Annotated in this window: 10 protein-coding genes and 1 pseudogene; 7 read left to right on the forward strand and 4 right to left on the reverse strand. The window is 37.1% G+C overall.

The genetic code is table 11. The features are described from left to right. Window positions 1–248 precede the first annotated feature (248 nt). Window positions 249–1,148 (forward strand): annotated as a pseudogene (locus ACRX5O_RS22185) (IS110 family transposase); the annotation flags it as partial. 278 nt (window positions 1,149–1,426) lie between these two features. Here the strand turns inward: ACRX5O_RS22185 and ACRX5O_RS22190 are convergent. The 4 genes from ACRX5O_RS22190 to ACRX5O_RS22205 all read right to left on the reverse strand — a co-directional run bounded on the left by ACRX5O_RS22190 (window position 1,427) and on the right by ACRX5O_RS22205 (window position 6,517). Further along, entirely contained in the window at window positions 1,427–2,638 is a 1,212-nt protein-coding gene (locus tag ACRX5O_RS22190; protein WP_433907945.1) for an MFS transporter, read from the reverse strand. 66 nt (window positions 2,639–2,704) lie between these two features. Next, on the reverse strand, window positions 2,705–3,280 hold the full coding sequence (locus ACRX5O_RS22195; RefSeq protein ID WP_433907946.1) for a TetR/AcrR family transcriptional regulator: 576 nt from the start codon (window positions 3,278–3,280) through the stop codon (window positions 2,705–2,707). A 766-nt stretch (window positions 3,281–4,046) separates the two neighbouring features. Beyond that, on the reverse strand, window positions 4,047–5,738 hold the full coding sequence (locus ACRX5O_RS22200) for a multicopper oxidase family protein (protein ID WP_433907947.1): 1,692 nt from the start codon (window positions 5,736–5,738) through the stop codon (window positions 4,047–4,049). Between the two features lie 284 nt (window positions 5,739–6,022). Continuing rightward, window positions 6,023–6,517: a L,D-transpeptidase family protein gene (locus ACRX5O_RS22205; RefSeq protein ID WP_433907992.1), complete on the reverse strand. Its 495-nt coding sequence runs from the start codon at window positions 6,515–6,517 to the stop codon at window positions 6,023–6,025. A gap of 570 nt (window positions 6,518–7,087) precedes the next feature. On the opposite strand from ACRX5O_RS22205, the gene ACRX5O_RS22210 reads away from it, so the two are divergent. The 6 genes from ACRX5O_RS22210 (at window position 7,088) to ACRX5O_RS22235 (ending at window position 14,594) form a co-directional block, all read left to right on the forward strand. Then, window positions 7,088–8,674, forward strand: coding sequence for an acyl CoA:acetate/3-ketoacid CoA transferase (locus ACRX5O_RS22210; protein WP_433907948.1), 1,587 nt, complete (start codon window positions 7,088–7,090; stop codon window positions 8,672–8,674). Window positions 8,675–8,698: 24 nt separating this feature from the next. After that, window positions 8,699–9,940: an L-lactate MFS transporter gene (locus ACRX5O_RS22215; protein WP_433907949.1), complete on the forward strand. Its 1,242-nt coding sequence runs from the start codon at window positions 8,699–8,701 to the stop codon at window positions 9,938–9,940. A gap of 32 nt (window positions 9,941–9,972) precedes the next feature. Beyond that, complete coding sequence (locus ACRX5O_RS22220) at window positions 9,973–10,932, forward strand: DUF561 domain-containing protein (protein ID WP_433907950.1); 960 nt, start codon at window positions 9,973–9,975, stop codon at window positions 10,930–10,932. Window positions 10,933–11,076: 144 nt separating this feature from the next. Further along, entirely contained in the window at window positions 11,077–12,465 is a 1,389-nt protein-coding gene (locus ACRX5O_RS22225) for a sigma-54 interaction domain-containing protein (RefSeq protein WP_433907993.1), read from the forward strand. A 168-nt stretch (window positions 12,466–12,633) separates the two neighbouring features. Then, complete coding sequence (locus ACRX5O_RS22230) at window positions 12,634–13,569, forward strand: phosphodiester glycosidase family protein (protein WP_433907951.1); 936 nt, start codon at window positions 12,634–12,636, stop codon at window positions 13,567–13,569. 14 nt (window positions 13,570–13,583) lie between these two features. Beyond that, the gene (locus ACRX5O_RS22235; protein ID WP_433907952.1) at window positions 13,584–14,594 is read left to right on the forward strand and encodes a glycosyltransferase; all 1,011 of its coding nucleotides are present in this window, start codon (window positions 13,584–13,586) and stop codon (window positions 14,592–14,594) included. Window positions 14,595–14,645: the final 51 nt, after the last annotated feature.

Genomic DNA, 14,645 nt, shown 5'->3' on the forward strand with positions numbered 1-14,645 from the left:
GTCTCTTTTTATAAGACATAGAAAAACCCGAATAACGTCCCTTTTTAAAAGGTGTCCATTATTCGGGTTATAGTTCATTTATGTCACGTCTTTTTATTTTATTACTTGCATTATTGAACAATAGGGTCAGCATTCCTGTAATGAATGAAAATGAGGTTTGAATAAAAAAAGAACCTCTTGGTAGAATGAGAGAGTCCTAAAGCTGGCCAGCAAAAAAGGACAATTCCCAAATACCAGGAGGTCTTAAAATGAATTATAACCAAAATGAAAAGATTGCTCAAATTACTTCTCAGACTCTTATTATAGGTGTAGATATTGCGAAATTCAAGCATGTGGCACGTGCCCAGGACTATAGAGGAATGGAGTTTGGTTCTCCTTGTTATTTTGAGAATACCAAGCAGGGATTTCAACTGTTTCTCGATTGGATCAATCAATTAAAACTAGAACAACACATGGAAAAAGCGATCGTAGGGATGGAACCTACTGGACACTATTGGCTAAACCTAGCCCATATACTAAAAGGAAATCAAATAAAGTTTGTCGCTGTGAACCCATTACATGTTAAGAGGAGTAAGGAACTTGACGATAACTCACCGACTAAGAACGATGTGAAAGACGCTAAAGTTATCGCACAGCTAGTCAAGGATGGGAGATATGCTGAACCACCGATTCCACAAGGTGTTTATGCAGAACTCCGTGTGGCGAAAAAAATACGCGATCTCCTAACTGACGACCTTCAAACGGTGCAAGGCCAGATTCACAACTGGCTAGATCGGTATTTTCCTGAGTTTTTAACCGTCTTTAAGAGTTGGGAAGGGAAAGCTGCCTTGCAATTTCTAAGGCTAGGAGCCTTACCACATGAACTGATTCAATTCACTGATCAGTACTTATTGGATCATTTACGAAAAGCAGTTAGTCGGAGTGTAGGACTAAACAAAATAATAGAGTTAAAACAAGCAGCAAAAGAGTCCATCGGACTTCGTCAAGGTGCTGGTATGGCTAAATTAGAACTAGCAACCCTGCTTGATAAATACGACTTGATACAAGAGAAGTTCGTAGAACTTGATAATAAGATTGATAACCTAATTGAACATATCCCGGGTGTTCAACAAATGTTAGCTATTAAGGGAGTAGGGAGAGATACCGTTGAATTGTCGAGCAACATTTTTGAAGAAAACAGAATATATATATGAGATTCTTAATAAATGCACTTATACGATCTGGCAGATAATTGAATAATAGGATTATGCAATAAGGCATTGGAGAGATGTGTGAGGTGTATTGGTTATAATCTTTTTTTGCACAGGCCAAAAACGAATAAGATAAGCGATAATAGTGAATTTGCTCCTGATGTAGATGATAATGCTAATGTATGTACCCGAAAAATTAGATTTTCACTCTAACCTTTGGGGTACATTAATATTTATCACATGTCTTTACTTTTTGTGGTTTTTGATAAATTTTTTGTATTATTTTTTATTAAATGAACTAGTAAGGCGATTAAAGGCAAAGATGTTCCAATGAGTAAAGTTACTTCACTATTAAATTTATAGTATGAGTAACTTCCGATCCAAGAACCAAAGGCTCCTCCCAAAAAGAAAATAGTCATATATAATCCATTAAGTCTGTTTCTTATCTCGGGATTCAAACCAAAGATAACTTTTTGACCTAAAAATAAATTTCCTGATACCCCAATATCGATGCTAATTCCGGAGATAAGGATTAAAATTACACTTAATAGTGAATGATCTTGAACAAAAAATAAAACTACAATAGATAATAGTACGAGCGCCATTGATACATTAGTCATTGAAAAAATATAACCTTTATCTGCTATTTTACCAATAGTAGGAGTTAATAAAGCTCCAGCTATTGCAACAAATCCAATTAATGCAATTTCATTATTTGAAAAATGTAATGGTTCAGACCTTAATAAAATTGGGAGTACTGTCCAATAAAGACTAAATGCTGCAAATAAACATGCGTGATAAAAAGCTCTTTGTTGTAAAGGAGAAGTATTTATTAGTAGCTTCACCATAGAAGCAATTAAATTTGAATATGACATGTTACTATTTGATACAACTTCATAGTTAGGCAAAAATTTTATAATTAACAGTAATACGGCAACAAGCGTTATTAATGAAAATAGAAAAACCATTCTCCAGCCGAACCAGTCAGTTATTCCGATAGATAATGGGCGAGCAATCATAATTCCAATCAATAAACCACTCATCACTTTACCTACATATTTACCTGTCTCTTCAACAGGCACAATCCTCATTGTTAGTGGAACTAATATTTGAGCCGCACAGGCCCCAATGCCAATTATGGTTGTTAATATTAAAAAAACAATTCCATTTGACGAAATAAGAGTAACAATTAATGAAATAATGGAAAGCCCGATCAGAATAGCAATTATTTTCTTACTTTTAAATAAGTCAGCCATTGGTAAGATAAAAAATAATCCCAATCCATACCCAATTTGGGTCAAAGTAGTGAGCAATCCAGATAAATCAGAAGAGATGTTTAGATCTTTTGCAATGAATTGTACGATTGGTTGAGCATAATAAATATTAGCAGCAAGTGATCCGCAACTAATTGCCAAAATGAAAATTAGAAAATTTGTTTTTTTAGTCAATTTTATCAATCCTTTTGTTTATTTTTATTTTGGTACGATCGTTCCGTAATGCTAAAAAAAGAAAGACTATAGGTCTGCAATAGTCTTATCCACTAGAATATAGGCTAGATTTTTCTCTTTTTTGTATCTGGACATTAAATTAATGCTATGATTTAAACTTAATAAAGAATATGCAACTAATTCAGAGTTAACCTCTTGTGAAATTTCTCCTTTCTTTTTTCCTTCTTCAATGACTTGCTTAAATACTTTTTCAAGTTCATTAAAATCATTTATAAGTATTTCTTCTATGGAAGGATCAATATGTCCAATAAGCAGTGAAGAATTAGTGATAATACAACTTTTTGGATTGTCATCTGAATAGCATTTTTCAATTTGTTGATAAAAAAAGGTTTTAAGTGATGCTTTAGTGTTTATACCACTAAAAAGTAAATTTCGCCTTCGATAGCCATAGTTTTTATAATGTTCTAAAACCAGTTTAAATAGTTCATCCTTATCTCCAAAACTATCGTAGAGAGTAGATCGACTTATTCCCATCGTTTCAATAAGATCTGAGATATATGTAGCGTCATAACCTTTCTCCCAGAATAAATACATAGCTTTATTCAAAGCATGTTCTTTGTTAAAACTAATCCTTCTAGCCAATTTACAACACCCCCATTCATATAAATTAGTATAGAAGTTTTGGAACGAAGAGTCCAGAAAAACATATTCTTAATCAAGTCTTTCGTTAAAGGGCGTTTTTCTGGAACAATGAAAAGTGCTTATTTCTGCTTTAGAAAATACTCCAAATTCTCTATAGTCTATTGTATAGTTTCTTCAATTGTTAAAAATCCACCGTAAGATTCTTGGATAGATTTCAGCATAATTACCATTGATTCCAACAAACACTACACTACATTGAAGAAGGTAATAAAATTGGACCATACATATTAGGTATGTCTAATATGTATGGTCCTTTTAGTGTTAACTGTTTCACTTACCTAACCTAAATATAATCATGGTTATACCCCTATATGCGCGATAATGATAAGGACGGTATGGTAGGTGAGTAAGCCCCTAGAACTTTGAGGGAAAATAAATAAACGAAAGAACATTATCCTTGTTGGACGATTTATAACAATTTGCGAATGGGTGTCTGTACAGGAACAACTGAAGTTAATAGTCATATCATCTAAGTTTGTATGGTGAAAATATAATTATTTTTTAAAAGGTGCGTTGGTCCAAGAAGGATTAACTGCCTTTTTTGTTGAAGTTTTTAGCTAACGGGGGCGATTCTTCCATAAGGGAGATCGCCTTTTCTTATTGTGGTAAAGGAGCAGGTTAGTACAAAAAGAAATAATATAAAGACTAGCTTTTTTGATTTTTAAGCTAGTCTTTATATTAATTTTTAAGAGTGGTTGTGATGATCCTAATCAGAACTTGACTCATCCTGTTCATCGGAGCTGGACTCATCATCGTCTATATCTTGACAACATTGAGTAAACGAGTCATCCGGACACACGCCTGGAATTGGAATACATGGATTAAAATTTTGATTATCGAGATTTTCGAATGATCTCATCATCTCGTGATCTTCGTGTTCAAGGATGTGGCAGTGCCACGGATAGATTCCTGTAAATGGCCCAAAACGTGCAATGATACGGGAAACCTCACCAGGATTGGCACGAACGGTATCTTTCCAGCCCGTTTCACTTGGATCAAGTGGTAGTGGCGGCCCAATAACAGGATTATTATTTGGATCACCGGAGAACGTAGCACGACTCAAAATTTGAAATGTAACAAGGTGCAAGTGAATCGGATGAGTGTCCGGTGTAGTATTGTAAAGCTCCCAAATCTCTATAGTTCCATTATATGGAGTTTCTGTTATAGGTAATTGATCCCACTCCAGATTATTTAATAAATTTTTTAAACGCCCGAATTCATCTGTAGATTCCACTAAGACGTTTTTTCTTACTGTTACAGCATCGCCAGGATCAAGTCTCTCCAAGCAACTTAGATTTTCTGGAACTTTACTTTTGTCAGGTTTGGAGAGTTTTTGCTTAACACGAAATTGCATAATCTGACTAAGGTCTGGAGAAGGTGGATTACCGTCAGGGAATGGTGCGTTTGCTTCATTTGTTAAGATAATATTTTGACCTTTATGGTTTGAAAAATCGACAATCACATCGACCCGTTCTGCAGGTGCAAGGATGATTTGGGATACATTTTCTATCTTTTTTTCCAATAGTCCTCCTTCCGTGCCAATTAAGGTAAAATCTAGATCAGGAGAACTAAAACTAATACGGTAAAAACGAGCATTGGAGCCATTTAGGATACGGAACCGGTATTTTCTTGGCTCAACCTCTAGGAAGGGCCATACTTTTCCATTGACTAATATTGTGTTGCCAAAAAACTCAGGGACAATGGATGGATTTGGTAATGTTGGATCTATTGCTGGAGGCGGCTGTGGTGCTGGAGGTGGCTCATGGCCAGGCTGGGTTGGATAGAACCATTCACCATTAGGATAAAACGAACGGTCTTGGATGACCAATGGTATTTCAAATTTTCCACTCGGCAGGTTCAATTCTTCCTCTTCTTCATCTCGAAGGAGATAGAAGCCTGCAAGCCCTGCATAAACGTTCAAGCGAGTGATTCCAAGGGTATGGTCATGATACCATAGTGTTGCAGGACGTTGACAATTTGGATAAAAGTAGACTTCATGCACGAATTTCGGACCAACATTTTCAAAATCGCGGGTAAACCATGCCTCTGGATGTCCGTCATTTTCCGGACTAACCCGCCCTTCATGTAAATGTACAACCGTTCTTACAGATGGTTTATCTGGTTCCGCACCATGAATTGTACGATCCACGGGCAGCAGGTGTTCAAAGGGCAATTCATTTTTCCACTTGACTAAAATAGGCTCATTTCTGCGAACTTCGAAGGTAGGGCCAGGATACAAACCGTTGTAACCCCAGACGGTAGTTGGCGGCAAATCGCGATGTAACTTTTGCATTACTTGTTTCATGGTTACTTCATAGTATGGGATTCCATCACGGGTGCCTTCTGCTTTTAAGACAGGAGGAAACGGTAAAGCATCTACAAACTTCTCTAAAGACATATATCTGCTCCTTTTTATAAATTGAAATAAACTTACATACATATTATATGATTTTGATTATTAAGAGCATGGACAGACTAAGGAAGACATGAGTGGAATTTATAAATACGAAAGAGAATGTCATTATAGAAAAACCTCATTAATGGGGTTAGCCAAACACAAAGATTGTGAATAAATGTACATAAAGTAATGGGGGCGTTAGTAAAACAAGAAAGGACATTACATATTCTTATGACCAGAATGTAATGTCCTTTTTCATATTTTTTGGTACATCTTTCTCAAAATTATGGATGAACAGTTACCGCCGTTCCGTTTGGGACAATCCTCGATAATTCCTCTACATCTCTATTATACATGCGAATGCAGCCTTTTGAGACTGCCTTTCCAATCGAGCTGGGGTCATTAGTACCATGAATTCCATAATGTTGTTTGGATAAGCTCATCCACATCGTCCCGAAAGGTCCTCCGGGATTAGGTGCTTTATTTAGAATAATATAATTTCCTATTGGGGTTTCAAATAACATTCTTCCTACCGCAATAGGGTATTGTTTTTGAAGTGTACCATTTCTAAATAAACGTAGAGTACGACTATTTATACCCACATCAATTCGATAAGGACTGCTCTCTGGTGAAGGAACGCCTGGAATATTGATGGATTGTCCGGGATAAATGAGGTTTGGATTAATGGAAGGATTAGCTCGGAGAATGGTTGCAAGCGGGGTACGATAATCCTTTGCAATTTGATTAAGGGTTTCACCTGTTTTAACTGTATGAATCAGCGGGAACACCTCCTAGGGACTTTTTATTACATTCTATGTTAGTGGGGAAAAGTGATTCATAGTTGGTTATAAAATTGGAATGGGTTTTTGTTGTTTTAGCTGTAGCATAAATGCAAATTAGAAAAAAACTAGCTCATAAAAAATTTTTTTATATGTTAATTTCTCTTACCTCCTTCTTTTCAATTCTTTGGGAGACACAATATTTAATTTTCCGTATGTTTGATTAAACCATGACTGGCCCAACATGTTGTTTTATTGCGAAATAACCAAAAGCCAACTATAACAAGCAACGCATTTTTCTCCTAGCCTACTATTTATGGACTCCTCCTATAAAAAAGGGGGGGTATTTCATCAAAAACCCTTATGAAGTTTTATGTGGCATATTTATAAAGTTGCAAAATAACCACAGTTTTCTAGCGGATTTCTTAAGATTTGGGCACCCTTGACGAGGAGGTGTACCTGTCATAGGATGTAAGTGAAATGATTCACAAACTCTTATCGAAGCTCCTAAACGTTAAACAAATTTTTTTATAAAACATTGTGAAATTATTCACATAAGGAGGAAGCAAAATGTCAAAAGTAATCACGGCTTCAAAAGCAGCAGAGCTTATTAAGGATGGAGACACAGTGGCAGCAAGTGGTTTTGGTTTATCTTGTTGGCCGGAAGAAATGGGGATCTCCATTGAAGAACGTTTTTTACAAACCGGTCATCCGAAAAATTTAACAGTCATGCATGCTAGTGCGGTAGGAAATCGTCGTGAAAAGGGAATGAGTCACCTTGGCTACGAGGGGCTAGTAAAACGTTGGATTGGTGGAATTGCGATTGCCTCTCCTGGAATGGCGAAATTAATTGAAGAAGATAAATGTGAAGCCTACAACCTCCCTCAAGGGGTCATTACTCAGCTTTATAGGGAAATTGCAGCGAAGCGTCCAGGAGTAATCACAAAAGTAGGAATGGGAACATTTGTTGATCCACGAGTAGAAGGTGGGAAAATGTCACCTTCCACAAAAGAAGAGATTGTAAAAGTAATAGAGATAGAAGGGGATGAATGGTTATTTTATAAATCCTTCCCGATCCAAGTTGGATTAATACGTGGAACAGTTGCAGATGAAAATGGGAACTTAACGCTTGAAAAAGAAGGTCTTCACATGGAAGTACTTCCAATCGCCCAGGCTGTTCGTAACTCAGGAGGAATCGTCATTGCCCAAGTAGAGGCGGTTGCGAAAAATGGCACACTCAACCCTAAGGATATAAAAGTACCTGGTATTCTCGTTGATTATATTGTGGTTTCAAAACCAGAAAATCATTTCCAGACAGAAAATACTTATTATAACCCAGCTTTCTCTGGCCATATTAAAGTACCTGTAGAAAGTATGGAGACTCTTCCATTAGATGAACGGAAAATCATTGCCCGCCGCTCTGCAGCAGAGCTTGTACCAAATACGATCTTAAATCTTGGTGTAGGAATCCCGGTTTGCGTCTCAACGGTAGCAGCTGAAGAAGGAGTTAGTGAACAGCTCATTCTTACAACGGAGGCAGGTTCGGTTGGTGGTGTACCTGCTGGATTAAAGGATTTTGGGCATGCGTATAACTCTGAAGCTATCGTTGATCATGACGCTCAATTTGATTTTTATGATGGAGGCGGAATTGATTTATCTGTTCTTGGTTTAGCTCAAACAGATGAATGTGGCAACGTCAATGTGAGTAAATTTGGAACACGAGTAGCCGGTTGTGGAGGATTTATAAATATATCACAAGCTGCAAAGAAAATAGTATTTGCCGGTACATTTACTGCTGGTGGTCTTCAGATTGCAGTAAAGGACGGAAAGCTCGAAATCCTTCAAGAAGGAAAGGCAAAAAAATTCATTAAAAAGGTTCAGCAAATCACCTTCAGTGGAGCTTATGCAACAGAGGTGAATCAGCCAGTTGTGTATGTGACAGAGCGCGCGGTATTCGAACTTCAAGAAGGAAAAATGACATTAACAGAAATTGCACCTGGCGTAGATTTACAAACACATATTTTAGATCAAATGGATTTTGAACCAGTCATTTCACCAAACCTAAAAGAAATGGACTCAAAAATGTTCGAGGAAAACTGGGGCAAATTAAAAGCCATTATTGAAGAAAAAACAAAGCCGGAAGTAGAGCTAGTTTAATAATAAAAAACGGAGGAAATTTCAATGAATAAAGAACTCAATCGTTGGACGATATTAGTTGTTTCTACAATCATTAACATTTGCGTCGGGGCTATATACGCTTTCAGTATTTTTGCTTTACCTTTAACAAATGTATTTCAAGCTTCCATGGGAGAAATCATGATGGCTTTTACCATCAATGCTGCAATTTCACCAATTCCGATGATTCTAGGTGGAAAACTCGTTGATAAGGGTGGAGCAAAGCTCGCCATTCTAATAGGGGGATCGATGTTTGGAGCAGGATTCATATTATCCGGATTTGCTACGGCTCCATGGATGTTATACATCACGTACGGAGTAATTACAGGAGTTGGGCAAGGAATTGTGTACTCAGCGACAATTGGTAATACGGTGAAGCTTTTCCCAGATAAAAGAGGTCTCGGAACAGGTATTGTAACAGCTGGTTATGGTGGTGGAACGATTATTCTTGCACCGGTAGCCAATGCCTTAATTACTGCTAATGGTGTGCAATCAGCTCTTATTACTTTGGGGTTTGCGTTTTTAGGGATTATTTTAGGGTGCAGTACACTCTTTAAAGCTTGTCCTGTTGGTTATACTCCACAAGGCTGGACCCCTCCAGTTGCCGCAGGAAATAAGGGCGGGGTAAACATCAATTGGAATGAAATGATTAAAAAGCCAATCTTTTATGTGATTGCGGGTATGTTTTTAATCGGTGCTTTATCAGGCATGATGGTAACATCAAATGCTTCTGTCATCGGACAAACGATGTTTGGATTATCAGCAGCGACAGCAGCATTATTTGTAAGTCTTTATTCTCTTAGTAACTGTATGGGTCGTATTTTCTGGGGAGCTGTTTCTGATAAAGTTGGACGTATTAATTGTTTAATGATCATCTATGTGGTGATTGCTGCCATGATGTTAACAATCGCGAGGTCTACTTCTGTTGGTGGGTTTGCTGTTGCTATTATCGGAATCGGCTTATGCTTTGGAGGAACAATGGGTATTTTCCCTTCTATCGTTGGAGAAAAGTTCGGAATGAAATTCTACGGAGTCAATTATGGTGTGACATTCATTGGTTATTCAGGTGCAGCCTTCTTTGGTCCAAGAATAGCAAATACGGTTGCTGCTGCGAATGATGGAATGTTTACCAATGCATTCTATATCGCTCTAGTAATCTCGTTAGTTGGTTTTGGTTTAACCTTTGTGTTTAAAGCATTAGAAAATAAAAAACAATCCAATACTCCTGATAATACTCAGGCTGCATAAAAAAGATTAATAACCATAAGGAGGAAAAACAAATGTCTATTACAAAACTATTAGGTATTAAATATCCAATTTTTCAAGGTGGAATGGCACAAATTGCCCTTTCTCCATTAGTAGGAGCGGTTTCAAATGCTGGTGGACTAGGGATTATCGGTTCAGGTGGATTTTCAGCAGATAAGCTTCGTGAAGAGATTAGAAAGACAAAAGAAATCACTAACAATCCATTTGCAGTCAATCTAATGCTAATGATGCATAATATCCCAGAATTAATTGAAGTCATAATTGAAGAAGGTGTAAAAATTGTAACAACGGGTGCAGGGACTCCAGCACCATACATGGAAACGTTCAAAAAGAATGGCATTATTGTCATTCCGGTTGTTCCATCTGTTAAGATCGCTAAGAAAATGGAAGCACTAGGCGTGGATGCAATTGTAGCTGAAGGAACTGAAGCTGGGGGACATGTTGGTGAAACAACAACGATGGCTCTTCTACCACAAGTTGTAAGTGCTGTTTCCATTCCTGTTATTGGTGCTGGAGGAATTGGTGATGGTCGCGGTGTGGCAGCAGCGTTTGCTTTAGGTGCTCAAGGGGTTCAAGTGGGAACACGCTTCTTAGCAACTGTTGAATGTCCAACACATGAAAACTTTAAGCTTGCTGTCATTAATGCAGATGACACGAGCACTACGGTTACTGGACGTAGCTTAGGTGGTCCTGTAAGAAGTATAAAAAATAGTATGATCAATGAATTCTTAAGGCTAGAAAGAGAAAATGCTTCACGTGATGAATTAGAGAAACTATCATTAGGTTCATTACGTAAGTCTGTTTTTGAGGGAAACACTGACCAAGGTTCTGTTATGGCTGGACAAATTTGCGGCCTTTGTAATGAAATAACTACTGTAGAAGAAATGATTACTAGCATGTTTAAAGAAGCTCAAGAGGTTTTAAGTAACCTCGGAAAAATCACTGTTTTTGAACAAGAGTTAGTCTTAAATTAATACAAAGAAAAAGCCAAATAGGGTGCTCATCTTATTTGGCTATTTTTTTGGAAAAGAATGTTGTCATAATATGTACACTGTTATCTTTCAGTGTTTCCCATTTATAATGAAAGAAAAAACATGAGGAGATTGATATTTACGATTATGAAAAATCATACGTCAAGAAAGCCCAAAAAACCTTTTGTTGATAAAAATATCAATGATCAACCCTCAACTTTATTTGTGACAGACGGAAAAGGAAATATTTTAATATCTAACGAATTTACAGCGTTAACCATTGGCATATCTTTAGAAGTGTTATTAAAATCAAATGTTAATGACTTAGTAAAATCGGGTTACTACAATCGTTCCATCACGATGGAAGCAATTGAGATGAAACAAAAAGTCAGTAAGATTGTAAGCACAAACAGAGGGTTTAATGTGAAGTCTATGGCAATTCCTATCCTCGATAAGGATGGGGAGGTCCAACTTGTTGTGACAACTTCTGTTAAATACAATGGGAAATTGCCTGTTATTGAGATTAACCACAACATTCCAAACGATTTCGGTCCAAATGTATACGATTTGTTTAAAGTAGAAAAAGAACCAGGGATTGTTGCAGAAAGTATAGCCATGAAGCAAATCATCAAAGTTTGTAATAAAATTGCGACTTATGATAGCAAAGTATTAATCTACGGTGAATCTGGCACAGGAAAAGAAGTAGTTGCAAAGTATATCCATAGAAAGAGTGATCGATCAGCAGGCCCATTTGTAACGATTAACTGCGCAACCATCCCACCCTCATTATTTGAATATGAATTATTTGGGTATGAAAAAGGGGCTTATTCAGGAGTAATTGAAGAGAAAAAAGGGATGATTGAGGCGGCAAATGATGGATATTTATTTTTAGATGAAATTGCTGAAATGCCGTTGGATATGCAAGCAAAATTATTAAGAGTAATTGAAAATAATGAGCTGAGAAGAGTCGGCGGAATGAATAATGTGCCAATTAATTGCCGAATTATCACTGCTACCAATAGAGATCTTTGGCAATTAGTGAAAAAAGGGCATTTTCGAGAAGATCTATATTATCGAATCAATGTTGTCCCTATTCATATCCCACCTCTACGACAGCGAAAACTAGATATTGTCGGGTTAATATCTTATTTTATTGAACAAATTAATCAAAGCTATGGAAAAAAATTCACTTTAAGTGCAGATCAATTCGAGAAGCTGATGAAAATGGAATGGCCAGGAAATGCAAGGGAATTAAGAAATTACGTAGAGAGATTAGTTGTTACAGAGCATGTGGAAATCAAACCCCTGCTAGAAGATAAGGTATCCGATGGATTCACACTAGATCATTTCATTAACTTAAATATTGAGAAATTCTCTAACTTGAAGGATTTTACGGCAATAATAGAAGGAAGATGTATAAGCCATGTCATGGACATGTGCAATGGAAATGGAACTGAAGCAGCCAAAAAGCTTGGTGTTGATCGGTCCGTTATTTATCGGAAATTAAAGAAAATGGAACAAGTACTTAAAGAATAGTACGGAGATTCATAAGGGAAGGCCCATTCAGTAAACAACTGAATGGGCTTTTTTTATTACCATTTGTTTCTCCGTTTCTTCCTCTTTTGGACATGGTTCAGCCATATTTGCTGACTATAATTTGTCTAAGATAAAGATTTAGGAGAAACAAAGGAGGTTGTCTTCACCTTGAAAAAAGGAAAACTTATAGTAACCATTTCAATAGTCATTACCAGTGTGGCACTGATTCTATATTTATTAGCTGACCGCTACCTGATTGAGCATGTTGAGGTAGAGAATGCACTTGTAAGTTCCGAAACGACGAACTCAACAACCGACTCTAGTGAAACGACTACAACCGTGGACGAGACCTATGAAGCAGATGATTTGAGTTATACGAGTGATACAAAGTCAATTGAAATTGAGAAAGTAGTGACTGGTTCAGGAAGTGATCAGGTAGTGTACTACGTAGCGGATGTCCAGTTAACAGATTCAAGTAGTTTGAAGTCAGCATTTGCCAATAATCAATTTGGAAATAACATTGTCCAAGTAACTTCCGAAATTGCAAGCAATAATAACGCCATTTTTGCGATTAACGGTGATTATTATGGATTTCGTGAAGATGGGATAACGATTCGGAATGGGCGAATTTTTAGAGATAATCCGGCACGTACGGGGTTAGCATTTTATGAGGATGGATCCATGAAAATCTATGAGGAGACAGAAACATCTGCAGAGGAATTGATTGCAGAAGGAGTGACACAAACTTTCTCTTTTGGACCTGCTCTCGTTGAAAATTCAGTGGCCATTGAAGATTTTGGAGATGTGAGTATTGATAAGAATTTTGGAAATCGTTCGATTGAGGACTCAAACCCGAGAACAGGGGTAGGAATTATATCTGAAAATCATTATGTGTTTGTCGTGGTTGATGGCAGAAGTGAAGGATATTCAAAGGGGTTAACCTTAGGTGAGTTTGCTCAAGTGTTTGAAGACTTAGGGGCTACGGAAGCCTATAACCTAGACGGTGGTGGTTCGTCAACCATGTACTTTATGGGAGAAGTCGTTAATAATCCACGAGGTACAGGAGAGGAACGTGGCGTAAGTGATATTATCTATATCCAGTAAGAGAGGTGAATTATATGATTATCGTCATTCCTGCTTATGAACCAAACGAGAAAATACTTCAGTTGATTAAAGAGGTCCACCAAAACAGTAGCTATAGTGTATTAATCGTAGATGACGGAAGTTCAGTAGAGTGTGAAGGCATTTTTGAACAGGCGGCACAAAGAGGGTGCATGGTTTTAACCCATAAGACAAACCAAGGGAAGGGAGCTGCCCTGAAAACAGCCTTTACCCATATTCACACGCACTATCCAAATGAAGATGGGGTAGTGTGTGCCGATTGCGATGGGCAGCATCGATGGGAAGATATTCAGCGTGTAGCGCAAGAGTTAGCTGCTCATCCTCAAACCATTGTATTAGGGGCTAGGGAATTTGTTGGCGAAGTGCCACTAAAGAGTTTAATAGGAAATAAAGTAACAAGAGCCATCTTCTCATTTGTAGCTGGATATAAAATAAACGATACCCAAACGGGACTTAGAGGATTTTCTATTGATATGCTTCCATGGCTGATAGACATTAAGGGGAAACGGTATGAATATGAGATGAACCAATTGCTAGAGGCTAAATCTGCTGGTTATCACATTTCTAGCATGCCCATTCAAACAGTCTATGAAAATAATAATAAAGGAAGTCATTTTCGCCCTATCTATGATTCCATCCGAATCTACCTTCCTATATTAAAGTGTAGTTTATCTTCGGTATCTTGTGGGTTAATTGATTTTATCTGTTTCTTCTTGTTACATTGGCTCACGAACAATTTGTTATTCTCAGTAATCGGTGCGAGAATAATCAGTTCCTTTATCAATTATATAATTAACAAAAACATCGTTTTTAATAGAAAAAAACAATCCCATATAAAGCCGATACTCAAGTACTATAGCTTAGCTGGATTCATATTAATCAGTAATTATTTAATGATTTCTTTATTTAACGACACGGGTAATCTCTCCCTTTTTACAAGTAAAAGCTTTACCGAAGGAATTCTGTTTATGGTTAGCTATTATGTACAGAAGAAGTTTATTTTTTAAAAAGTCCTTTCACGAGGGCTTTTTTGTTGTTTACTAGAAATGATAAAATAA

It is taken from the genome of Robertmurraya mesotrionivorans (assembly GCF_050971805.1).
GTDB lineage: Bacteria > Bacillota > Bacilli > Bacillales > Cytobacillaceae > Robertmurraya_A.